Source organism: Sulfitobacter sp. JL08 (genome assembly GCF_003352045.1).
In the GTDB taxonomy this organism is placed as follows: Bacteria; Pseudomonadota; Alphaproteobacteria; order Rhodobacterales; family Rhodobacteraceae; genus JL08.
The window spans coordinates 108840-132157 of record NZ_CP025815.1 but is presented as its reverse complement, the minus strand read 5'-3'; the positions used below and the strand labels follow the sequence as shown (position 1 = coordinate 132157).

Sequence of the window (23318 nt, the reverse complement as noted above, 5' to 3'; positions counted from 1 at the left end):
ATCCTATACGATGGAATGACCTGCCGCGCGGAGATCGCGGGCCAGTTGTGCAATGTGATCAGGCCCCACTTCGCAGCAGCCGCCGACAATGGTGGCGCCTTGCGCGATCCAGCCCATGGCAAATTTGGAATAGGCCGCTGGCCCCAGATCTGTGCGCTGTTCAAGTGCATCGACTGTGGGGGCATCCGCCTTGAATGCATCCGAAATCCGGGTGAACCCGTTGGCATATGCGCCGAATGGCAGCCCGAATGCCTTGATGATTTCAAGCGCGGAAGCTACCGCTTCTGGCCGCGTACAATTGATCAGGACAGCGTCAGGCTTGAAACCGTCGATCACCGGACGAATATCTACAAGCGCCTCGCCGGATCGCAGGCGCGTTCCGTCGTCGTCCTCGACACTCAGCGCCAGCCAGACAGGTTTTGTTGTCGCTGCCGTGCCGCGCAATGCGCCAATCGCCTCTTGCACCGAAGACACGGTTTCGATCAGGAACAGATCAACCTTGTCCTCCATAATCCGGACCAGTTCACCGAATTTTTCGGCGGCATCGTCAACATCCGGTTTGAGGTCAGGGCGGTAGGACGCCAGTAGCGGGCCAAGCGCGCCCGCAACACGCCCGCCACCATGGGCATCGCGGGCCGCGCGGGCCTGATCCAGCGCGGTGTTCACCAAGACCGGCATCTGATCGTCCAATCCGACGCGTACCAGACGGGATCGGTGTACGGCATAGGTATTGGCCGTCGCGATCGTGGCACCGACACCAAAGTAATCGCGGTGTACCTCGCCCACCATTTCGGGATGGTCCAGCATCACTTGCGTGGACCACAGCGGCGTGGCCCGGTCCGCGCTGCGCCTGACCAGTTCCTGCCCGATAGACCCGTCCAAAAGGATAATGTCCGTCATTTTCCAGCCTCTGCCGCCAAATCACGGCTGCCCAAAAGCGCCGCTGCTGCGATCATTAATGCGCCGGACAGCCTGTTCAGCCAGACACCCTGAAGCAACCGGATGCGACCGAGTGTTCGTTGAGCCAGCCAGCCCCAAAGAACCAGCATTGCCCCATCCACAACAAGATAAGTCAGCCCCAGAATGACAAGCTGCGGAAGCACAGCCAAAGTCGGATCGATGAATTGCGGGAACAGGGCGCCGAAAAAAACCACAGCATATGGATTGGCTGACGATGTCAGAAACCCCTGCCGGTAAAGGATGCCAAGCCGGGCCGCAGGAGCAGCGTTCGCTGGCCCCGTTTCGGGCTTTGACAACATCAGGGTCAGGCCGATCCAGACCAGATAGGCAACGCCCAGCCACTTCACGATCCAAAGCGCATCAGCCGATGCCGCGATAATGGCTGTCAGACCAAAGGCCGCAGCGCTCATCTGCAAGGTGTTGGCTGAGAGATCACCCGCAACAGTCGCAAGGCTGCGCTTTAGGCCATGCCGCATTGCGTTTGACATGATCAGCAATTGGCTGGTGTCAGGCGGGGTCGCGAAAAAAGCCGCCAGCACACCAAGGTAAAGCAGGTACGTTTCAAGCGTCATGCACGCAGCCTTTCGTTGTCCGCGTCCCACAAGGGCGCGTCTGCCTGTACGGTTGCGCGGCGGCGTTCACCGTAGATTTCAACCTCGAGCGCGGTGTCGGGCACCGCGAGGTCGGTACGCACCATCCCCAAGGCAACCGAGCTGTTTATCCGGTATCCCCATGCGCCGGATGTGGTTTCACCCACCACCTGCCCGTCATGCCAAAGCGTGGACATGTAAGGCGCATCTGCCGCGCCCGCATCGACAAGAAGGGTGACAAACCGTTTTTTGCTGCCCTGCTGCTTTTCATTCTGCAAGGCAGCCTTGCCGCGGAAATCCTGTGGTTTGTCCAGTTTGACAAACCGGTCAAGCCCGCCTTCGAACAGGGTGTAATCGGTCGACAGATCGCCTTTCCATGCGCGATAGCCTTTTTCGATGCGCAAGCTGTTCAGCGCCCACATGCCGAACGGTTTTGCGCCCGCGGCGATCACGGCATCGTAAATCTCGGGCATATCCGCATTGGTGGCATGGATTTCCCAACCCAGTTCACCGGCAAAACTGACCCGTGCAAGCGCCGCACTCTTGCCGGCGACCCTGGCGGGCTGGTGTGACAGCCACCCCAGTGACAAATCAGCCTCGGCAATCTGTTCGAACAAGGCGCGCGCCTTTGGCCCAGTCACGATCAGGGTGGAATATTCCGTCGTGTGATCCGTCAGGCTCAGGCCCGTGGGCAACGCGTTATTCAGCACGTCGAAATCATGCCATTGGGCCGTGGCGGCGGTGATCAGGGTAAACTGATCCTCGCCGTGACGCAGCACGCTCATCTCAGTCAGGATACGGCCGCGATCATCGGCGAAATAGGCAAGGTTCATCCGCCCGATTTTGGGCAAACCGCCGGTGATCATGCCGCGCAACCACTCTGCCGCGCCTTCACCGCTAAGGTTGAAGCGCGAAAATCCCGGCAGGTCGAGCACACCGACATTATCGCGCACCGCTTCGCATTCTTCACGAATGCGCTGTTCCCAGGGGCCGGCGCGTTCCCATGTATGGGTGGCATCAAGCGATGTGTCGTCACCCGGTTGGGCAAACCAGTTGGCGCGCTCCCATCCGTTATAGGCCCCCATCACACCGCCTGCCTTGATCACCTTGTCATGAACAGGCGACAGTTTCTTGTCGCGCCCCGCAGGCCACGCGTGCCAGGGGAAATGCATGGCGTATTCATGGCCATAGGTTTCCATCCCTTTCTGGATGCAATAATCGGCATCGGTGTAATCGGTGTAGCGGCGCGGATCGACCGCCCACATATCCCATTCGGTCGCACCTTCGGTGATCCACTCGGCCAACACCTTGCCCGCACCGCCGGACTGGGCGATGCCAAAGGTGAACACACATGCCTCAAATGCGTTTTTCACGCCGGGCATCGGGCCCAGCAGGGGCAATCCGTCAGGGGCATAGGGGATCGGGCCGTTGATCACCTTGTTGATGCCGGTGCTGCCCAACAGCGGCACCCGAGCCATTGCGTCTTCGATGTACCATTCAAGCCGTTCCAGATCGTCGGGATAAAGCTGAAAGCTGAAATCTTCGGGAAACGGGTCTTCGGGCGTGATCCAGTGTGCCTTGCAGTTACGCTCGTACGGGCCAAGGTTCAGGCCGGTCTTTTCCTGCCGCAGATAATAGGATGAATCCACGTCGCGCAGCAGCGGCAGTTTACCGTGATCCGCGGTAAATTTTGCGATTTCGGGGATTTCGTCGGTCAGCAGGTACTGGTGACTCATCACCATCATCGGCACAGTGCGTCCGCCATAGGGTTTGAACCATTCACCCACTTTTTGCGCATAGTAACCCGCGGCATTGACCACGAATTCGCAACGGATATCGCCCTTGTCGGTGTGAATGATCCATTCATCGCCATCGCGCGACACGCCCGTCGCAGGGCAGAAACGTTCGATCCGCGCACCCAGATCGCGTGCGCCCTTGGCCAGTGCCTGTGTCAGCTGGCTGGGATCGATATCGCCATCGTTGGGATCATAAAGCACACCCTTGAGATCGTGCAGTTCCATGAACGGGTAGATCTCTTGCGCTTCTTTCGGGGACATCATTTCGATGTCCATTCCCTGATAGCGCCCCATACCCTTGGCGCGTTCGAATTCCTGTACGCGTTCCTTGGAATGGGCCAGACGGATCGATCCGGTGACATGGTAATTCATCGGATAGTCAACTTTGTCCGCCAACCCGCGATACAGCTCGGTCGAATAGCGCTGCATGTTCATGATCGCCCAGCTGGTCGAAAATGTCGGCACGTTGCCCGCCGCGTGCCATGTGCTGCCCGCAGTTAGTTCGTTTTTTTCGAGCAGAACGCAATCGGTCCAGCCGGCCAGCGCCAGATGATACAAAGCCGAGGCGCCAACCGCCCCGCCACCAATGATAACCACCCGTGCGGTTGTCGGAAATTCAGCCATTTTCTTGCTCCTCTTGCGGGACATGATCCGTGATGTCGTAATAATCACCCTTGTCGGCGGTATAGATATGACGTTCCAGCCTAAGACCGGTCGGGGCATCCAGCGCGCCAAGCGCGACGCCTATTTCGTCTTCGTCGTGTGCCTTCCAGAACAGGAAAGATCCGCAGGTCGGGCAAAAGCCGCGTTTGGCAATCGGGCTTGCCTCGTACCAGCGCACATCGCCGGAACAGGTAAAGCCGGACATCGGCACGTTGACCGCGGCCCAGTAATGGCCCGATTGCTTTCGGCACTGGCCGCAATGACAGGCGGCAGGGTCGCGCGCTGTTCCCGTGGCCTCGAACTTGATCGCGCCGCACAGGCAGCTTCCCTTTAACATCAGACTCTTCCTTGCGGTACAGAGGTGCTGCCCAGAAGCACCCCGTAGATGATGAAGCAGGCGGCCATGACGCGGCGCACCCAAAAATTGAAAACAACGCCCAAAGCCGCGCGCCCGATGCCCGCGCCCAACGCAGTGAACCCCGTGTAGCTTAGCGCGGTCAGCGTCAGGGCCGTGGGCACGATCACGACCATCTGGTCCCAGATCGGCACATCGGGCTGAACGAATTGCGAGAACGCGGCAAGGTATCCCGCCACGCTTTTGGGGTTGATGGTGGCGATGGCCAGCGCGCGCAGATAGATCGATCTTGCGGGGCGCTGTTCAATGGTCACGGGCTTTGCCGCATTCATCCAGCCGCGCACACCCAGATAGATCAGAACCGCCGCCCCAATCAGTTTGGCCGCCAGAAACGCAGTCGGCGATGCCGCGATCAGGGCGGTGATACCCAATGCCGAAAGGATCAGAAACAGGGTTGCCTGAGTGAGGATCGCCAAAACACCGACAAGCGCGCGCCTGAAACCGAGTGTCATGCCGTTGTTGATACAGTTCACCGCGTTCGGCCCCGGCGTGGTGACAAACACAACCCAGAACACGGCAAATACGATCCACGCCTCAAAACTCATCCCCGCCCCGCTTAGTAGACCGGCGGTGCGATCACCCAGATCGCAACGGCAGGTGTGTCATAGGGATTGATCCAGCGAAAGGGTTCGCCGCGAATGCGAAAACTGTCACCGGGATGAATGGTGAACCGCCGCAGGCCGATTTCCAGATCAAGCTTGCCGGAAACCAGATAGCCCACCTCTTGTGTCGGGCGCGAAAAACATTCGACGCGCTGGCTGTTCGGTTCGAAGGTGGAATAGACCATTTCGAAATCATCCGTCAGATCCGGGGACAGCAATTCTTCGACAAGGCCCGCGGCATTCGATCCGATGGGGCGGCGCGTGTCTTTGCGCACCACATACCCGGCCTCGTCGGCGACAGCGGCGCTGTGGCTGAACAGCATCGACAGGGACACATCCAGCGCCTTGGCGATCTGGCGCAGTTCCGTCACCGACACATCCGACAAATCCCTTTCGACCTGACTTAGCCAGCCGACAGAGCGCCCGAGCGTGCCCGCCAGATCGGCCAGCGTGATCCCACGCGCCTTGCGCAGCGCGCGCAGGTCGGCACCGAGGGTTTCAGCTTTGGATGGGTCTTGATGCAGCATCAGACTTTCGTGAAAAAAGTGGCGATAATTTCACGATGCGATGAGTCGGTGAAAAAAACAACTGTTTTTTCATTATGGATACTTGCCAATGCGCTGCAGCCTGTCACAAGCCAGACATGACCGTCATGCCCGCCCTTTCGCCTGCCGCGCTTATCAGCCTTGTTCTGCTGACCTATCTGGTCGGGATCAACGCGGTGACATGGGGGGTGTTCTGGTATGACAAACGCCGATCGCGCGCACGCAATTCGCGGGTATCCGAATTCAACCTTCTGTTTCTGTGCGCTGTTGGCGGCACAATCGGCGCATTTGCCGCGCGCGGCAGGTTTCGCCACAAGACCCGCAAACGCGCCTTGACGCTGAAGATGAAAACGATTGCCGCCTCGCAGGTCCTGGCGCTGGGATACGCCGCGTTCGTGTTCAGCGAGGCGTTTCAGACGTAATGGCGGGGTTGGGTGCGCTGTTGTGCAGAACAAGGAGACCCTGCCGCTATGCATCGCTGGCCGTAAGCGAAATACAAAGCCGGCCGGCAATCTCTGTCGTCAGTCCACAAGTCCCAACTGCCGTGCGATTGTGGCGCTGTCGTAGTAGTCCCGCCCCTCGACGACCATCCCGTCTTTGACCCGCATGACAGAGCAATAGCGAACCTCAGCTTTTCTTCCGGTCGGTGGAAAATCCCCAAGGCTTGATCGCAGAACCCCTGTATGCGTGCCGGTATTGCGGAACTCGACAGTGGCCCATTGCCCATCCTCGCTTACGATGACGTTCTCGACCTTGCAAAGCCCATCCGGGAAAGCCTCGCGCCAGCGGTGGTAATCGGCCTTGTAAGCCTCCTTGCCCACAAGCTTTTCACCGCGGGCGATATCCTCAAAGTCGCAGTCGTCTGCGATAACCTCTGCGCCACGATCAGGGTCGCGCAGATCCCATGACTCGTGAAACTGTAGAACAATCTTTTCGGTCGGATGCATGGCCCTGATCCCATTTTCGAGTGCTTCAGGGTAGGGTACCAGCAGACCCTCGCCCATGCACGAGAAAGTCGGCTTTGGAGTTCGGACCGGTCATTCGTCGCTGTTTGCCCCGATGGTTGAGTTGCGGGACATTTCAGACCTTCGCTGCGCGGCCGAACATGAGACGCTGATCCGTCAATGAAATAGGAAGGTGTCATCTTTTCGGGGCATCGCGATATTGGCCAAAGCGACACCCTGACGCCATTTATGTGGGTGAACTTGGCGGTTGTTTCCACGAAGCATTTTGACCACGCGTAGCTACGATCCAATGATCCAATCTCAACATACCCCAAGCAATAGGTATAGCCGCGATCCCGCCAATGACATAAGCAAGCGGCTGGTCGTAGTAGCTCTCGAAAAACTGCGTATAGGCGTGAATTCCAGCGAAAGTAAGAGAGGCATTGAAAAGGCCTCGCTGGGACTTGTGCGCAGCCCAGAGAATGAGGGCTGTCAATGCTACCGCCCAGAGGACCGAATAAACGTTATAGGACAAATATAATGCTGTTTCTCGGAATGCTGCTCGGGCTGCTTCGAATTCCCGCCAAGCTGCTTGTTGTTGCTCCATCGTCGTGTTGGCCTCCCACCTGAATGTAGGCCCCCAAATGGTTTCGCCGATCCAATCCCCCCACAATGATCCAACCAGTGCACACAGATTGGCGACTAAAAAAGCCATAACAGCTAAAATACGAGCGTGTCTGGCGATCCTTTCGGGCTGCTGCGCTGCCATCCAGAGACAAGCAGCGCTCAGAACTGCCATTTGAAGAATAGAGAGCGTGGTCTCCGGAGAGTAGAAGGCGTAAGCCGCATGAAAATAATTCGTACTGGTATCCAGCGTCTGGGCAAACGGGATAACGGCTAGCGCGGTGACGAGCCGCACGTCGGTCAACAAACCCGCCATGACAAGTGCAGCCGTCGCGTATAAGTAGAAACCGCTAATCGGTGCGCCGGAGATGTCTGCTTGATCCAAGAAAAATGCGATGCCGACCAAATGCATCGCAACACCCATCAAAGTTATCGAACCAATCACGAAGCGCGCGGAAACTCGTTCAGACATAAAAACCCAAGCAGCGCCCCCGGCGATAATGAAACCACCAGCAGACATGGCTGCTCCTGCGAATTGCTCATAGTTGGACATCAGTTCAACGCTTGCCCCGCCGATCAGCATGCCCGCACCGATAAGCATCGAAGCATTGCCGAACATTCGGAACATTTCGCTGACATAGGCGAGGATCAGAACGCCCATTCCTGAGAAGAGCAGTCCGGTTATTGCAACGGATGCAGGTGTCCCAAGCCACGCAATGAAGCCACCGGTTGCAGCGATTATGCCGAAGCACAAAAGGGCGTTGATGGCGAGGTAGACCATAGTTTCTCGCGCCCTGGCCTCAATTGTCTTGGCTTGTTCGCTGGTGATGATCCCATCTTTTACCAGAAGCGTGGTGTCCGCGACCGCTTGCATTCTTTTGATCCTAAAGTCGAAATACGGTTTTGAGATGCTATCAAAATTGAGGGTTTGACACCTTGACCTGCGTCAATCTTTGGGCAGTTTCGATTTTCCGATGTGATGTGCAGAAGTCCGTTTGCTGCTGCACCGTTAAAGGACCGCTCCGGGCTCAAACCCGCTCTTGACCATCTTGTGCCCCAATGTCCGGTCCGAACGGCATCTGGTCGGGTGAACGCGTCGGGTTGATCACTTTCTGCCTTGATCAACGCTTTGCGGTTTGCCCGCGCGCGCGCCGCGGCAGCGTTGCGAGCAATAGCGCACGTCGTCCCAGACTTTTGACCACTTTTTGCGCCAGCTGAACGGGCGGCCACAGGTTGCGCAGGTTTTCTGCGGCAGGTCAGACTTTTTCATCTGACGCAATCGCGTTGAAGAACCGGCGGCTGTCATCCCCGATCGCGCGGCGTTTTTCATCGCTCATCCGATCAAGGCTTTTGTACATGAACCCCATGCGCGGATTGCCCCGCAGCCGGTCGCTGTTGCGATCCAGAAAATCCCAGTAAAGATAATTGAACGGGCAGGCTGTCGGGCCGTTCTTGACCGTGGGCTTGTATTTGCAGGACCCGCAATAATCCGACATCCGGTTGATATAAGAACCACTGGCGGCATAGGGTTTTGACGCCAGAAGCCCGCCATCAGCAAACAGGATCATTCCCGTGACATTGGGCAGTTCGACCCATTCATAGGCATCGGCGTAAACCAGCAGGTACCATTCGTTTACTTCTTCGGGGTCCAGCCCCGCGATCAGTGCGAAATTGCCCAATACCATTAGGCGCTGGATGTGGTGCGCATAGGCGTTAGCCCTGGTTTCATTCACACACTGGCGCAGACAGTTCATCTGGGTATCGCCGGACCAGTAGAATTCCGGCAGGGGCCGACTGGCTTCCAGAAAATTCGCGGTTTTATACTCTGGCATTTTGAGCCAGTAGATACCGCGCACATATTCGCGCCACCCCAATATCTGACGAATAAAGCCTTCGACGGCGTTCAGCGGTGCGTTTCCCTTGTGATAGGCGGATTCCGCCCGTTCGATACATTCAAGCGGGTCCAGCAGGCCGCAGTTCAGATAAAGGCCAATATGGCTGTGAAACATCCAGGGCTCACCCTGAATCATCGCATCCTGATAATCGCCGAACAGGGACAGGCGTTTGGCGATGAACTGATCCAAAGCCGTCAGGGCCTGCGACCGTGTCACTGCGAAATGAAACGGGGAAAGATCGCCGAAATGGTCGGGAAAACAGGTTTCGACCAGATCAATCACCTCTTGCGTGGTGGCATCAGGCTGGGCGCGATACGTATCGGGAATGTCCAGTCCGCTGGCGGGCGGTTTGCGGTTTTCGGCGTCAAAATTCCATTGGCCGCCAATGGGATCGTCCTGATCCATCAGAACATTATATTTGCGGCGCATTTCGCGGTAAAAATACTCCATCCGCAACTGCTTGCGCCCTTTGGCCCATTGCGCAAATTCAGCCGTGGAACACAGAAACCTGTCATCTTCCCTGATGCTGACCGGCAGGCCAAGCGTATCGGACCACCCTTGCATTTCAGCGCGCAAACGGTATTCGCCCGGCGCAGTCAGGATGATTTCGGTCACGTCATCCTGTGCAACCGCGCGCGACACCTCGCCCAGCAGTGAGCCGGTGTTGTCAGGATCGTCATAGCGCACATAGCGTACATTCAGACCCTTGCTGGTCAGGGCGGACGCAAAGTGGCGCATTGCCGAAAACAGGAAGGCGATCTTTTTCTTGTGATGCTTGACATAGGTGGCTTCGCTGCGCACCTCGCACATCAATATCAGATCGTTTTCCGGATCAAGATCAGCAAGACCGGACATATGCGGGCTGAGTTGATCGCCAAGTATCAAGCGTAGTTTCATAGGCGAAACCTGTGATTCACGAGCGGGAAATCAAGGGCGAAATTCAGGGGTGGCGCGCGCGACCTTGTCGCTATGCCCCTTTTGCAAACACCTGATCCAGAATGTCGGCCAACCGGTCGGCATCTGTTTGCGTGAATGCATCGGGTCGATCGCTGTCGATGTCAAAGACCGCAATCAATTCTCCCGCATGGTTGCGCACCGGCAGCACAAGTTCGGAGAGGGTTGAGGCGACGCAGGCGATATGATCGTCAAAGGCCGTCACATCGGGCACAAGCTGGACCTGACCGGTGCGCGCTGCCGCGCCACAGACGCCGCGGCTGAACGGGATGACCAGACAGCCATGGCCACCCTGATAGGGGCCGATTTTCAACAGATCAGGCTCTGTCACGCGGTAAAACCCTGTCCAGTCAAAGCGGTCGTCGGCGTGGTGCACCTCGCAGACGGTGGTGGCCATCAGCGCGATGGGATCGGTCTCGCCCTGCGTCAGCGACGCGATGGTTGCGGCGAGTGTATCGTAATTGACCTGCATGGACATGGTTCCGTTATTGGCTGGACAGTTCCGGGGGCTGTCTGCCCCCGGACCCCCGAAAGTATTTCTGAAAAGATGAAGTTACACGCGCTCAATGGCAATGGCCGTACCTTCGCCGCCCCCGATGCAGATGGCGGCCACGCCACGCTTCAGACCGTGGAATTCCAGGGCATTCAGCAGGGTCACCATGATGCGCGCACCCGACGCGCCGATCGGGTGGCCCAGTGCGCAGGCGCCGCCATGCACGTTGACCTTGTCGCGCGGCAGGCCCATTTCATGCATGAACGCCATCGGCACAACCGCGAAGGCCTCGTTCACTTCCCAGAGATCGACATCGTCTTTGGACCAGCCGATTGAGGCCAGCAGTTTCCGGGCCGCAGGCACCGGCGCGGTGGTAAAGAGCCCCGGTGCCTGCGCGTGACTGGCATGACCGAGAATGCGGGCGCGCGGGGCCAGATCCTGACCCTTGACGGCATCCCCCGAAGCCAGCAGCAAAGCCGCCGCACCGTCGGAAATGGACGACGAGTTGGCCGCGGTCACAGTGCCATCCTTGCGAAAGGCTGGCTTGAGGTGCGGAATTTTATCCGGCCGGGCCTTGGCGGGTTGTTCATCACGGGTAATGGTCTGGTCACCGGCGCGCGCCGCGACGGTGAAGGCGGTAATTTCACCATCGAACGCGCCGCTTTTTTCCGCCGCCAGCGCATTGGACAGCGATGTCAGGGCATAGTCGTCCTGTGCGGCGCGGGTGAACTGGAACGCTTCGGCGCAGTCTTCGGCAAAGGTGCCCATCAGGCGGCCCTTGTCATAGGCATCTTCCAGCCCGTCGAGAAACATGTGATCCTGTGCGCTGGCATGCCCGATACGCGCGCCGGCGCGCATCGCAGGCAAAAGATACGGGGCACCCGACATGCTTTCCATGCCGCCCGCCACCAGCACCCCGGTCTGGCCCAGTGCGATCTGGTCAAATCCGATCATGGCGGCTTTCATACCGGAACCGCACATCTTGTTCAGAGTTGTCGCGGGAACATCTTCACCCAAACCGGCGGCGAATCCGGCCTGCCGGGCCGGAGCCTGGCCCTGACCGGCCGGCAGCACACAGCCCATCAGAATCTCTTGGACCCGGGCGGTTTTGGCCTGTTGCAGGCAGGCCGAAATGGCAGCCCCGCCGAGTTGTGCGGCCGGCACATTGTTGAAAACACCCTGAAAGCCACCCATGGGCGTACGCGCCGCGCCGGCGATATAAACGTCTTGCATGTCACACCTTTGGTTTTGCCGCTGCAAACGGAATGGTAATATCTTGGTCCTAGACCACAGGGTACAGTCAATTGCCGCAGGTCTGCCAGTATGAAAATCATCAGTTCTGATCATGAAAACTGCCGCGTGGTGAGTGTGTGCGAAAACCGGATCGATGCTGCCGTGGCGATCCGTTTCAAGGAGGCCTTTCGCGCACAGACGGGCGGCAAAGCGCACACCATCATTCTGGATCTGTCACAGGTTGAGTTTATCGATTCCAGCGGTCTGGGCGCAATTGTCGCTGCGATGAAGCATCTTGGGCCCGACCGCAGGCTGGATCTGGCAGGGCTTAACCCGGCTGTCGATACGGTGTTCCAGTTGACCCGGATGGACAGCGTTTTTCGTCTGTTCAAGACCCTGCAATCGGCGATTGATGCCTGCGCGAACTGACAGCAAGTGTTATCGCAATCCCGGCCTGCAAGCGGGGGGAACGGTTTATCGCGCCATCGTAAACCCCGAGGCATTCGGCGTGCGCAAAGCGTTGCAGGACATGACCGGATTTGCCGCAGGGCTGGGGGTGGAAAAGGGCGATCTAGCGACGCTGGAACTGGTGCTGGCCGAGGTGCTGAACAACATCGTGGAACATGCCTGTCACGATGCGCAAAACGCGATGATCCGGCTGTCCTGCAGGTTCGAAGATAACCGTGTTGTGATGACAGTGACAGATAACGGTGCGCCATTGCAGGGGGGAAGCGCTCCTGATTCCGTCCTGCCGCGCGGTCATGGTAATTTAGAAAGCCTGCCCGAAGGCGGATTTGGCTGGTTCATCATCAGCCGGCTGACGCAAGACCTGACATACCGGCGCAGGAACGAACGGAATTTCCTGACATTCACGATCCGGTTTTTGGGCAGGTAACGCTGTTTTCAAAGGGTTTTGTGATCGCCGGCGCGCGCGCTGACACAGGCAAACCATTGGGCATAAGAAAAACCAAGTTGCCGCAGCGCCGCAAAAGCGCCTTATTGAGTCCGCATTCGCGCCTGAATGTTCCGGCATAGTCAGAATTGTAGCTGCATATGGCTTCCCTCGGCGTCGCGTTTCACAGCCCCCACCCAGTGCGCGATGCCGAGGTTTAAAACCTATCCCGACATTCAGAAAAGTGACCGGATTGCATTCCGGCGTGGCGGTTCTATTGTTCCGACAAACACGAACAAGGGGATGCAAAATGCGTGATTTTCACAGCCCGGGCCGATCTGCGGTCTATGCCACCAACGGAATGTGCGCCACGTCGCACCCGCTGGCTGCAAAAACCGCCATTGACGTACTGGAACAGGGCGGCAATGCCATGGATGCGGCGATTGCGGGCGCGGTACTTTTGGGCCTGTGCGAACCACAAAGCACGGGCATCGGTGGCGATTGCTTTGCCCTGATCGCGATCCCCGGCCAAAGCGACATTATTGGCGTCAACGGATCCGGACGCGCACCGATGGCGGCATCGGCTGCCGCGTTGCGTGAACAGGGGGCGCAGATTGTGCCCCCGTTCAAGCCCGATGCCATTACCATTCCCGGCGCCATCGATGCGTTTTGCCACATGTCGGAAAACTGGGGGAAACTGGGGCTTGAGGCGGTCCTCGCGCCAGCCATCCGATATGCAGACGAAGGCATAGCCGTGGCGCCTCGGGTGGCGTTTGACTGGAAACACGAAAGCAAAACGCTGCAAGGGCACGGGCGCACCCATTACCTGAGAGACGGGGCCATTCTGGGTCTGGGCGATGTGTTTCATGCGCCCGGACAGGCCGAAGTGCTGCGCCGCGTTGCGCAACACGGACGCGATGCATTCTATACCGGCGAAATCGCCGAAGACATGCTGGCCGCCGTGCAGGCGATGGGTGGTGTGCACGTTATGGACGATTTTGTCGCAACACATACGGATCAGACAACGCCCGTTATCGGCGCTTATAAAGATGTCGAACTGGTGGAACACCCGCCCAACGGCCAGGGCGCGACCGCGATGTTGATGCTGAACATCCTCTCGCATTTCGATATCGCGGATATGGATCCTGTGGGCACGATGCGCGCCCATATCGAAGCCGAGGCGGGCAAACTGGCCTATGATGCGCGCAATCGTTTCATCGCCGATCCGGATCATACGACGCGCCTTGAACATATGCTTTCGCCTGAAACGGCGCGCCAACTTGCGGCGCTGATCGACCCAAAAAAGGCCATGGAAAGCCCCGCAGCCCTAAGCGAAACGGTGCACAAAGACACCGTATACATCACCGTGGTCGACAAGGACCGGATGGCGGTTTCGCTGATCTATTCGATCTACGAGGCGTGGGGATCGGGCATCGCTTCGGAAAAATTCGGGATTCTGCTGCACAACCGCGGCGCCGGCTTTACGCTGGAACAGGGGCACCCCAACGAATTGGCGGGGGGCAAGCGCCCGATGCATACGATCATTCCGGCGATGCTGCGCCAGAACGGGCGTGTCACCATGCCGTTTGGCGTGATGGGTGGCGGATACCAGCCCAAAGGGCATGCGCGGTTTGTCAGCAACATGGTTGATTTCGGGCTGGACCCGCAAAGCGCAATTGATATGCCGCGCTGTTTTTCAGATGCGGGCGTGATGAAGATCGAACGCGGTTATTCGGATCAGGTGCGGCAGGAGCTGGCCGATCTGGGGCACAAGGTCGAGGTTCCGATAAAGCCAATCGGCGGCGCGCAAGCCATTCTGATGCACGAAAACGGTGTTCTGGAAGGGGCAAGTGACCCGCGCAAGGATGGCTGTGCTATCGGATACTGAAATCAATCCGGTGCGGGCCATCCGCGCCGGATACCATCACGCAGACGGGTAAGGTTCAGTTCAGTTGGAAATGCAGCGGATACTGGCCGTCTTCGAATGGTCCGAACAGGTCCGGTATGTCGGGATGTTCGACCGGTTGGCCGGAATAGTCGGCAACAAGGTTCTGTTCCGACACATAGGCGACATAAAAACTCTGATCGTTTTCGGCCAGCAGATGGTAAAACGGCTGATCCTTGACCGGGCGGCTTTCCTCGGGGATGGCCTCGTACCAGTCTTCTGTGTTGGAAAAAACGGCATCCACGTCAAAGACAACACCGCGAAACGGGTGTTTCTTGTGACGGACAACTTGCCCCAAATGGTATTTTGCACGCGTTCTAATCATAACAATACAATAGCCCCTACACCTTGTTTGGTAGACTCTATCGATTCGTTTGTCCAACATTCGGGGCTGTTTTTCTTGGAAACAGACTGTGAACGTGATTTGAACAGTTGGATTTGGGCCATGTGATCGGGCCACCTTTGCCGGTTATTTCGTGTCGATCGGTTGTGGCTGAAAACAGCCATAACCCTATGCCGCCTTTTTGCGCGAACATGCACCGGATGCAAGCAGGTCATGGGCTGAAATCGGGAACCGCAGGAAATGTGATTTCCCTGTGGAACACAATCGGTTACAATGCAGAAAAAATAATAACCAAAAGCGAGAGGCAGATGAGCAGAGCTCTTCGCGCATTGGTACTGGTAGTGTTGGTCGTATCTTGCGGACGTGGCGAATATTCTGCGCCGCGCAACCTTGATAACGCCTGCAGCATCCTGAGCCAGCGCCCCGATTACATCAAGGCGTTCCGCGCCACCGAACGCCGTTGGGGCGTTCCGGTGCACGTGCAGATGGCCACGATCTATCAGGAAAGCAAATACATCGGAAACGCGCGCACGCCGTTCCGCTATACATTGGGTGTAATCCCGATGGGACGTCAAAGCAGCGCATACGGGTATTCGCAGGCGCTGGATGGCACGTGGGACGAATACAGACGCGAAACGGGAAAACGCGGAGCCAAACGCGACCGTATCCGCGATGCATCCGATTTCATGGGCTGGTACATGACAAAAAGCCGCGAAAAGAACGGAATTGCCCTGACGGACACGCGCAACCAGTATCTGGCCTATCACGAAGGCCACACAGGTTATGCGCGCGGCAGCTATAACAGAAAAAGCTGGCTGTTACGGGTGGCGGGCGAAGTCGATGCCCGTGCAGACATGTATCAGGCCCAGCTGAACACCTGCCCCCGACGCGCAAAAGGCTAGGCGTTCAGCGTTCGCGCTTGACGCCCAGCGCCCTGATATCGAACAGATCGTTTTGCAATGTGCCGCCTGTTTGCAGGTCGCCCAAAACAACAGTGGTTTGCCCGCCACCTGAGTCGTTGATCACCCACTGGCGCAATTGCACCGGATTTCCGGTGAACAGCAGTTGGATGTTTCCGTATTCCGCATTTTCGGGATCTTGCGCGGTGACGGTTGTCGCCGTGCCGTCATAGCTGTGGCCAACGACCATGTCGGCGCGATCCAGATCGACGTTGCGCGCCAGAATAATCGACAGAGGCGTGCGGTTCAGCGGATAGCTTTCTGGCGGCTGGTTTGATTTCGTGTCCACAATCACCACGGCCCCGCTGCCTGCCACGACAAGTGCGGATTCAGGCGGGTTATATTCGAACCGGACCTTGCCGGGTCGCTTGATATAAATCTGACCCGTCGAAATCGTGCCGTCATCGTTGATCTGGGTGAATTCCCCCTGCGCCGTGCCGATATCATTGAGGTATCTGGAAATATCGGACAAAGGCAGAATTTCAGCCTGCGCAGGCAGGGCAAGCAGAAGGGCAATGACGCCACTGAGAACCGTGTTTTTCATGCACCTTACATACGCATTACCTACGGGGTTTAAACCCCCCGTCTGCTCACATAGCTGCGATCCGCCGATGGGGGCAAAGGCAGGGTTTGCCCGCCTTTGCCGTGCTGTCATCAATGCTGTTCCGGCACCAGAATGTCGCGTTTACCAACATGGTTCGCGGGAGAGACAAGACCCTCTTCTTCCATCTGTTCTACAAGGCGCGCGGCCTTGTTATAGCCGATGGCCAATTTGCGCTGGATGTAGCTTGTCGAACATTTGCGATCCTTGATCACGATCTGCACAGCGGTATCGTAAAGCGCATCTTCGCTGTCGGTGTTGCCGCCAAGGCCCAGAACCATGTCGATGTCGCTTTCGCGGGCATCGCTGGGGCCATCCAGAACGGTATCGACATAAGACGGAGGACCATAGCCCTTGAGGTGGTTTACCACTTCTTCCACTTCTTCGTCGGACACGAACGGACCGTGACAGCGGGTGATCTTGGCACCGCCCGCCATATACAGCATGTCACCCATACCCAGCAGTTGTTCGGCCCCCATTTCACCCAGAATTGTCCGGCTGTCGATTTTCGAAGTCACCTGAAACGATATCCGCGTGGGAAAGTTTGCCTTGATCGTGCCGGTGATCACGTCAACCGACGGGCGCTGTGTGGCCATGATCAGGTGGATGCCCGATGCCCGCGCCATCTGTGCCAGACGCTGGATACACGCTTCGATCTCTTTGCCTGCCACCATCATCAGGTCGGCCATCTCGTCCACGATGACAACGATGTAGGGCAGCAGTTCCGGGGCAAACTCTTCTGTCTCGAACACGGGTTCGCCGGTTTCGTCATCAAATCCGGTTTGTACCGTCCGGCTGAACATTTCGCCTTTGGACAGGGCATCGCGCACGCGGCCATTATAACCTTCGATATTGCGCACGCCCATTTTGGACATCTTGCGATAGCGTTCTTCCATTTCGCCCACAGTCCACTTCAGCGCGACAACCGCTTTTTTCGGGTCGGTCACAACGGGCGACAGAAGATGCGGAATGCCGTCATAGACGCTGAGTTCCAGCATTTTCGGATCGATCATGATCAGGCGGCATTCTTCCGGCGTCAGCTTGTACAGCAGGGACAGGATCATGGTGTTGATCGCCACGGATTTACCCGAACCGGTTGTTCCCGCAATCAGCAGGTGGGGCATCTTGGCCAGGTTGGCGACAATCGGATCGCCGCCGATATCCTTGCCCAGTGCCAAAGGCAGGCGCATGTTGCTGTCACCGAAATCACGGGCGGCCAGCACTTCGCGCAGCACGCACATTTCGCGGTTTTCATTGGGCAGTTCGATACCGATCACCGACCGGCCCGGCACTGTGCTGACACGGGCAGACAGGGCTGCCATGGACCGCGCGATATCATCGGCCAATCCGATCACGCGGCTGGCTTTCAAACCCGGGGCCGGTTCAAGTTCATACATGGTCACAACCGGACCGGGACGCACAGAAACGATTTCGCCTTTGACGCCATAATCATCCAGCACGCTTTCCAGCATGCGCGCGTTTTCTTCCAGTGCGTCATCGGACAGGTGGTGGCGCTTGATCGTTGACGGGCTAGACAGCAGGTTCAGCGGCGGGAGTTCGTAAGCGATCTGGTTGTCTTCAAACGCCAGATTGGGTTGCGCTTCGGCCTGGGCACGGCGGGACGGGGCGGGCGGTTTGCGCACAGGGTTCTGCACCACTTTGCGCGGTTCGGCCGCCGGAATGGCCGCCAGAACGCGGCCCGCATCCTGCATCGGCAACGGTGACAGCGCGTCGTCTTCGTCATCCCAGTCCTGCGCCATATCCTGTTGATTTTGCGAGTTTATTTCTGGTTCAGCAGGCTGCGCCGCCCGGGCGGTCAGCGGTGGTTCTGCACGCATTCCCGCAGGGGTACTGGTGTCCAGCAGCAACGGATCGGGGCCGCGTCCGCGCCCTTTGGTCAACGGTGCTGCCATTTCCACCTGCATTGCGGGCAGTTGCCGAACGCGGGTTTTGATCACGTCGGCGATTTTTGCGCGGATACGGTCATCCCCGGGCATCGGTTGATCCTGAGCTACGGATACCGTTTCAATCAGTTCGGGCTCGGGCAGCGGATCGGGGCGTTTGATCAGGGACGGCATCCGTGCCAGAAATCCCTGTTTTTCCTCAACAGGGTATTCATCGGCATAAAGCGATGCATCGGGGCCCGGTACGGTGGCGTGGGCCGCCGCATAGGATTGCTGGTCTTCCGCTTCCTGACGGGCACGTTCGCGTTTTTCAGCCTGACGGGCCTGCAAGCCTTGTGCGGCACTGACTGCGCCGCTTGCGCCACGGCCCAGAACATTCATGATACCGGCATAGACCATGATCAGCCCGATCAGTAAAAACCGACCGATCCGCTTTAGTTCGGGGCGGGTAAAGCCAAGAACGAACGCCCCAAGCGCCAGAATTCCAACGGCCATCAGGAACGACATGAGTTTTACGGTAAAGGTTGATCCGATCGGCAGCACCGTCAAAATGGCCCCCATGACCGTATCGCCGAATAACCCGCCCAGACCAAAGCTGTGGGTTTGTTTCCACGCCAGTCCGGGTTCAAGTGTGGCGGCGTAGATAGAACACAGAGCAATCGCAATCGGCGCAAAGATCAGGCGGCCAATCGCCCGGTCTTCGCCTGCGTGCATGGCAAAGCGGACACCCCACGCCATCAGAACAACACCGATACCCCAGCTGCCCCAGCCCACGATCATGAACAGCGGCGCCGCGATCGACGCGCCGATACGACCCAGCCAGTTCTGAACAGGCGCATCGGTAGACACCATCCAGTTGGGATCGTCCGGCGTGTAGGACCACACCATCGCCAAAGCCATCGCGCCCAGAACCATCAGGCAGATGCCGAACAGTTCCTTGCCGCGTTTTTCAATTGCTGCTTGTGTCGTGCTGTCCAGCAATGGATCGCGACCGCGTGTCTGATATGCCATACTCTCTACCTCGTCTTTTATTGGAACAGGCAATCGCGGATGGTTTCCAACCCGCGCTGCGTGTCCTCTTTTGGGGCCACCAAAGCGACCCGAATATATCCAGCACCCGGGTTTTCCCCGTGTACATCCTGGCTCAGATACGATCCGGGCAGCACCCGAACGCCCGTATCCTGCCAAAGCTTCAGTGCCGCAGCCTCGCCATCCGGAACGGGCAGCCACAGGAAAAATCCGGCTTCGGGGGAACGGTACCCTGCCACGTTGCCCAATATCCTGTCGGCCAGATCGAATTTTTCGGCGTAAAGGCGGCGGTTTTCAATCACATGGTCTTCGTCGGCCCAGACAGCGGCGGCAGCAGCCTGCAACGGCAAGGGCAAAGGCGCGCCCGCGTAGTTGCGCAATTGCTGGATACGCCGGATGCTTTCAGGTCCACCCGCCACAAAACCGGATCGCAATCCGGGCAGGTTGGACCGCTTGGAAAGCGAATGGAAAATCAGCACGCGCTCGGGATCGGCCCCCATCGCGCTGGCCACCTCGATGGCGCCTTTCGGGGCGGTATCGCGGTATATTTCGGAATAACACTCGTCAGCAAAAATCTGGAAATCGTGTTTTTCCGCCAGTTCGATCAGGCGACGCCAATAGGTTTCATCGGCAACAGCGCCCTGTGGATTGGCGGGGGAACAGACATAGGCAATTGTGGTGCGATCCAGAATCTCGGCCGGAAGCGCCGCAAAATCGGGCAAATGGCCGGTTTCCCGCGTTGCCGGCACATAAACCGGTTCCGCCTGCACAGAGATCGCGGCGACCATATAGACCTGATAAAACGGGTTCGGGGTCAGAACCACCGGTTGCTGGCCGTTTTTGGTTTCAGGGCACAGCGCCATGGCAGCGTTATACAGCCCCTCGCGCGTACCGTTCAGCGCCATGATCTGGCTGGCAGCATCAACATCCACGCCGTAGCGGCGTTTGATCCAGCCCGCAATGGCACCGCGCAACGCGTCTGACCCTTCGTTGGGAGGGTAGCTGTTGAACCCGGCTGCGTTGTCGGAAATCACCTGCGTAACCCAAGCCGGAAAGCTGTGTTTGGGTTCACCGATTGTCATGTTGATCACATCGCCACCGGGCGCATGCACATCCAAAAGGGCCCGCAAACGGGGCCACGCATGGGCCGGAAGGTTCGAAAACCGCTCGGGAAACTTCATCAAAACTGCCTCAGGGTCGGGATCATTGGCGTCCCGTTTGGCCCAAGGTATCCAAGCGATGCGGCTGCGTCCAGAAAAAGTGGTGCGATTGAAAGGGATATGTGGTTTTTAGGACAACGCCGTTTCCACCGCAGCCCCCAGCCGCAACAGCTGTTCTTCGGTATCGGGCGGTGTCATCAACTGAATTCCACAGCTGGGCACGCCTGTAGGTATTGTAAGCGACGCGATCCCCATCAGATTTGCTATGCGGGTGTTGCGCAGGGACAGCAGGTTTTCTGTGACATAATAGTCATGATCGCTGTTCAAACGTTCGAGGTTGGGCGGCAAAATCGGCGCGGTCGGGCACACAACGAAATCAAAGCCCGCAGTGGCCTGATCATAGGCCATCCGGCAGGTTTCCAGCTTGGCCCAAGCGGCCACGTAATCGGGGCCGGACACGGCTTTGCCCAGCCGGAACCGTTCAAGGATTTCGGCAAACATCAGGTCCGGGTTAGCTTCGATCACATCGCGCCACAGACCATAGGCTTCGGTGGTGTAAACCACGCCGGTCAAGGCCATGGCATCTTTAAGTTCCGGAACGTGCAACGGTTCGATCACCGCGCCTGCCTGTGCGATCTTTTCGATAGCGCCTTCATAGGCGGCCATTGGTTCGTCGCGCACATCGTCCATCGCGGATGTTTGCAGCATCGCGATCCGTTTGCCTTTCAGGGATGCGCCGCGCAGATCGGCGGCTTTCCGGCCTTCCACAGCGGCCAGAAGCAGAGCGGCATCCTCAACAGTGCGGGCCAGCGGCCCGACCGTGTCAAACCGCAGACATAACGGCACGATCCCTTCCAAAGTCACCCGCCCCGATGTTGTTTTCAGCCCGACCAGATCGTTCCACGCGGCCGGAATACGCACAGACCCGCCTGTATCAGACCCGATCGCGCCTGCCGCCAGACCAAATGCCACCGACGCCGCAGCCCCGGACGAAGACCCGCCTGCAACGCTGTCAGGGTCGTTGACCGACGGGGGGGTCGCCGTGACCGGATTGTAGCCCAGACCGGAAAAAGCCAGTTCGCTCATGTGGGTTTTGCCCAGACACACCAGGCCCATGGCCGTTGCATTGGCCAGAACAACGGCATCGGTATCGGGGACACGGTTCTTCAAAAGTGCACTGCCTGCTTCGGTTGCGACCCCTGCACTGTCAAACAGGTCTTTCCAGCTGATCGGCACACCGTCAAGCAGCGAAAGGCGATGCCCGGATTGCGCGCGTGCGGCGGCGGCCTTTGCTTCGGCCAGCGCGCGGTCATGGGTGACGCGGGCATAAATCCGGTCGCGCAGGGGGTGCGCATCAATGGCATCCAGATAGGTTTGCGTCAGGGCAACCGGATCAATTTCACCCGATGCAATCGCCCGCCCCAAATCTGCAGCACTCGTGCTTAACCAGTCCTTCATACCTGTTCCCCCAAACAATGTGACGTAAGGGTAGCGACAGCACCGCACATGGACAATCCCGTTCGCGCAGTCATATTCAGACGCATGCAGAAACAAAGCGATATCATCATAGTCGGCGGCGGGTTGAACGGGCCAGCATTGGCACTGGCCCTTGCGCAGACAGGCTTCTCGGTCACCGTCATTGACGCGCTGAGCGAAAAAATACGCAGGAATGCCGCGTTTGACGGCCGGTCTTATGCTTTGGCGCTGACATCGCAGCGCCTGCTGGATGGAATCGGTATTTGGCAGGATATTGCCGAACATGCCGAACCCATGCTTGAGATCAAGGTGACAGACGGGCGGGCCGGTGAAGGGCCTTCGCCGTTTTTCATGCATTTCGACCATGCCGAGATCGAAGAAGGTCCGATGGGGTACATGGTGGAAGACCGGCATTTGCGCCGTGCCTTTCTGGATGCAATGGCAGCAACGCCGGGTATCACCCATTTGTCAGGCAAAACCGTTGTTGCGCAATCTGTCGGGCCAGCCTCTGCCAGTGTGACACTGGACAGCGGCAAAATCATCACTGGATCACTTCTGATCGGATCGGACGGACGCGCCAGTGGTACGGCAGAACGGGCCGGTATCAAGCGCACAGGCTGGGGATACGGGCAAACCGCGCTGGTCTGTGCCGTCGCCCACGAAAAGCCCCACAACGGTATCGCGCACCAGTTTTTCATGCCGCCGGGGCCCCTGGCCATCCTGCCGCTGACCGGAAACCGATGTTCCATCGTCTGGAGCGAGACAGACGCCGAAGCGCAAAGGATCAATGCGCTGGACGATGCCGGATATCTTGACGTTCTGCGCCCGCGTTTTGGTGATTTTCTGGGTGATATTTCATTGGCCGGAAAACGGTTTACCTATCCGCTGAACCTGACCATTGCGAACCGGTTTGTCGCCCCGCGCCTGGCCCTGATCGGCGATGCGGCACATGGTGTGCACCCGATTGCAGGGCAGGGATTGAACGCCGGATTGCGGGATGTCGCCGCACTGGCGGAAACGCTGACACTGGCGGCGCGACGCGGCGAAGATATCGGATCACCGCTGGTTCTGGAACGCTATGAACAATGGCGCAGGTTTGATACGGCCACGCTGGCTGCGGCCACCGATGCGTTCAACCGTCTGTTTTCGAACGATAACGCGCTGCTTCGGGCGGGCCGGGACATTGGCATGGGTATCGTGAATGCGATCCCGTCGCTGCGGCGCGGGTTTATCCGCGAGGCCGCCGGTCTGACCGGCGATGTGCCCCGTCTGATGCAGGGCAAAGCGATCTAGGG

23 protein-coding genes are annotated in these 23318 nt (G+C 58.2%); 6 read left to right on the top strand and 17 right to left on the bottom strand.

Annotated elements, in window-relative coordinates:
* Window positions 1–3: 3 nt before the first annotated feature.
* Genes C1J05_RS00630 through C1J05_RS00605 form a run of 6 tightly spaced genes read right to left on the bottom strand, consistent with a single transcriptional unit; the run spans window position 4 to window position 5553 of the window.
* Window positions 4–900 carry a homocysteine S-methyltransferase family protein gene (locus C1J05_RS00630; protein WP_114868571.1) on the bottom strand — a complete coding sequence of 299 codons (897 nt, stop codon included), beginning with the start codon at window positions 898–900 and terminating at the stop codon, window positions 4–6.
* Window positions 897–1532 carry a LysE family translocator gene (locus C1J05_RS00625; protein ID WP_114868570.1) on the bottom strand — a complete coding sequence of 212 codons (636 nt, stop codon included), beginning with the start codon at window positions 1530–1532 and terminating at the stop codon, window positions 897–899. The genes C1J05_RS00630 and C1J05_RS00625 overlap by 4 nt, the downstream gene beginning before the upstream one ends.
* Window positions 1529–3970, bottom strand: coding sequence for a GcvT family protein (locus C1J05_RS00620; RefSeq protein ID WP_114868569.1), 2442 nt, complete (start codon window positions 3968–3970; stop codon window positions 1529–1531). Before C1J05_RS00620 ends, C1J05_RS00625 begins: the two co-directional genes overlap by 4 nt.
* The gene (locus C1J05_RS00615) at window positions 3963–4346 is read right to left on the bottom strand and encodes a GFA family protein (protein ID WP_205389021.1); all 384 of its coding nucleotides are present in this window, start codon (window positions 4344–4346) and stop codon (window positions 3963–3965) included. Before C1J05_RS00615 ends, C1J05_RS00620 begins: the two co-directional genes overlap by 8 nt.
* Complete coding sequence (locus tag C1J05_RS00610) at window positions 4346–4969, bottom strand: LysE family translocator (RefSeq protein WP_114868568.1); 624 nt, start codon at window positions 4967–4969, stop codon at window positions 4346–4348. The genes C1J05_RS00615 and C1J05_RS00610 overlap by 1 nt, the downstream gene beginning before the upstream one ends.
* Before the next feature lie 11 nt (window positions 4970–4980).
* Entirely contained in the window at window positions 4981–5553 is a 573-nt protein-coding gene (locus tag C1J05_RS00605) for a helix-turn-helix domain-containing protein (RefSeq protein WP_114868567.1), read from the bottom strand.
* 116 nt (window positions 5554–5669) lie between these two features.
* Between C1J05_RS00605 and C1J05_RS00600 the strand changes: the two genes are divergently transcribed.
* Complete coding sequence (locus C1J05_RS00600; RefSeq protein ID WP_205389019.1) at window positions 5670–5993, top strand: DUF1294 domain-containing protein; 324 nt, start codon at window positions 5670–5672, stop codon at window positions 5991–5993.
* A gap of 99 nt (window positions 5994–6092) precedes the next feature.
* Here C1J05_RS00600 and C1J05_RS00595 read toward each other — a convergent pair whose 3' ends face one another.
* The 6 genes from C1J05_RS00595 to C1J05_RS00570 all read right to left on the bottom strand — a co-directional run bounded on the left by C1J05_RS00595 (window position 6093) and on the right by C1J05_RS00570 (window position 11714).
* Window positions 6093–6518: an ester cyclase gene (locus tag C1J05_RS00595; RefSeq protein WP_162797868.1), complete on the bottom strand. Its 426-nt coding sequence runs from the start codon at window positions 6516–6518 to the stop codon at window positions 6093–6095.
* Window positions 6519–6762: 244 nt separating this feature from the next.
* On the bottom strand, window positions 6763–8013 hold the full coding sequence (locus C1J05_RS00590) for a hypothetical protein (protein WP_114868565.1): 1251 nt from the start codon (window positions 8011–8013) through the stop codon (window positions 6763–6765).
* A 231-nt stretch (window positions 8014–8244) separates the two neighbouring features.
* Window positions 8245–8409: a DUF2256 domain-containing protein gene (locus C1J05_RS00585; RefSeq protein WP_205389017.1), complete on the bottom strand. Its 165-nt coding sequence runs from the start codon at window positions 8407–8409 to the stop codon at window positions 8245–8247.
* Window positions 8396–9931: a cryptochrome/photolyase family protein gene (locus C1J05_RS00580; RefSeq protein ID WP_114868563.1), complete on the bottom strand. Its 1536-nt coding sequence runs from the start codon at window positions 9929–9931 to the stop codon at window positions 8396–8398. The genes C1J05_RS00585 and C1J05_RS00580 overlap by 14 nt, the downstream gene beginning before the upstream one ends.
* Before the next feature lie 70 nt (window positions 9932–10001).
* The gene (locus tag C1J05_RS00575; protein ID WP_114868562.1) at window positions 10002–10460 is read right to left on the bottom strand and encodes a GAF domain-containing protein; all 459 of its coding nucleotides are present in this window, start codon (window positions 10458–10460) and stop codon (window positions 10002–10004) included.
* 81 nt (window positions 10461–10541) lie between these two features.
* Entirely contained in the window at window positions 10542–11714 is a 1173-nt protein-coding gene (locus C1J05_RS00570) for an acetyl-CoA C-acyltransferase (protein ID WP_114868561.1), read from the bottom strand.
* Between the two features lie 90 nt (window positions 11715–11804).
* Here C1J05_RS00570 and C1J05_RS00565 point away from each other — a divergent pair, with 90 nt between their 5' ends.
* From C1J05_RS00565 to C1J05_RS00555, 3 genes are all read left to right on the top strand, one after another.
* Window positions 11805–12143: an STAS domain-containing protein gene (locus tag C1J05_RS00565; RefSeq protein WP_114868560.1), complete on the top strand. Its 339-nt coding sequence runs from the start codon at window positions 11805–11807 to the stop codon at window positions 12141–12143.
* On the top strand, window positions 12127–12609 hold the full coding sequence (locus C1J05_RS00560) for an ATP-binding protein (protein WP_114868559.1): 483 nt from the start codon (window positions 12127–12129) through the stop codon (window positions 12607–12609). The genes C1J05_RS00565 and C1J05_RS00560 overlap by 17 nt, the downstream gene beginning before the upstream one ends.
* 307 nt (window positions 12610–12916) lie before the next feature.
* On the top strand, window positions 12917–14494 hold the full coding sequence (locus C1J05_RS00555) for a gamma-glutamyltransferase family protein (protein WP_114868558.1): 1578 nt from the start codon (window positions 12917–12919) through the stop codon (window positions 14492–14494).
* Window positions 14495–14549: 55 nt separating this feature from the next.
* On the opposite strand, the gene hspQ is transcribed toward C1J05_RS00555, so the two are convergent.
* The gene (gene hspQ, locus C1J05_RS00550; RefSeq protein ID WP_114868557.1) at window positions 14550–14876 is read right to left on the bottom strand and encodes a heat shock protein HspQ; all 327 of its coding nucleotides are present in this window, start codon (window positions 14874–14876) and stop codon (window positions 14550–14552) included.
* Between the two features lie 326 nt (window positions 14877–15202).
* On the opposite strand from hspQ, the gene C1J05_RS00545 reads away from it, so the two are divergent.
* Window positions 15203–15796, top strand: coding sequence for a transglycosylase SLT domain-containing protein (locus C1J05_RS00545; protein WP_114872017.1), 594 nt, complete (start codon window positions 15203–15205; stop codon window positions 15794–15796).
* A gap of 4 nt (window positions 15797–15800) precedes the next feature.
* On the opposite strand, the gene C1J05_RS00540 is transcribed toward C1J05_RS00545, so the two are convergent.
* From C1J05_RS00540 to C1J05_RS00525, 4 genes are all read right to left on the bottom strand, one after another.
* On the bottom strand, window positions 15801–16397 hold the full coding sequence (locus tag C1J05_RS00540) for a LolA family protein (protein WP_114868556.1): 597 nt from the start codon (window positions 16395–16397) through the stop codon (window positions 15801–15803).
* Window positions 16398–16507: 110 nt separating this feature from the next.
* Complete coding sequence (locus tag C1J05_RS00535) at window positions 16508–19369, bottom strand: DNA translocase FtsK (RefSeq protein ID WP_114868555.1); 2862 nt, start codon at window positions 19367–19369, stop codon at window positions 16508–16510.
* 17 nt (window positions 19370–19386) lie between these two features.
* Complete coding sequence (locus tag C1J05_RS00530; protein ID WP_114868554.1) at window positions 19387–20568, bottom strand: aminotransferase class I/II-fold pyridoxal phosphate-dependent enzyme; 1182 nt, start codon at window positions 20566–20568, stop codon at window positions 19387–19389.
* 108 nt (window positions 20569–20676) lie between these two features.
* The gene (locus tag C1J05_RS00525; RefSeq protein ID WP_114868553.1) at window positions 20677–22005 is read right to left on the bottom strand and encodes an amidase; all 1329 of its coding nucleotides are present in this window, start codon (window positions 22003–22005) and stop codon (window positions 20677–20679) included.
* Window positions 22006–22089: 84 nt separating this feature from the next.
* Between C1J05_RS00525 and C1J05_RS00520 the strand changes: the two genes are divergently transcribed.
* Complete coding sequence (locus C1J05_RS00520) at window positions 22090–23316, top strand: FAD-dependent monooxygenase (RefSeq protein ID WP_114868552.1); 1227 nt, start codon at window positions 22090–22092, stop codon at window positions 23314–23316.
* Window positions 23317–23318 lie beyond the last annotated feature (2 nt).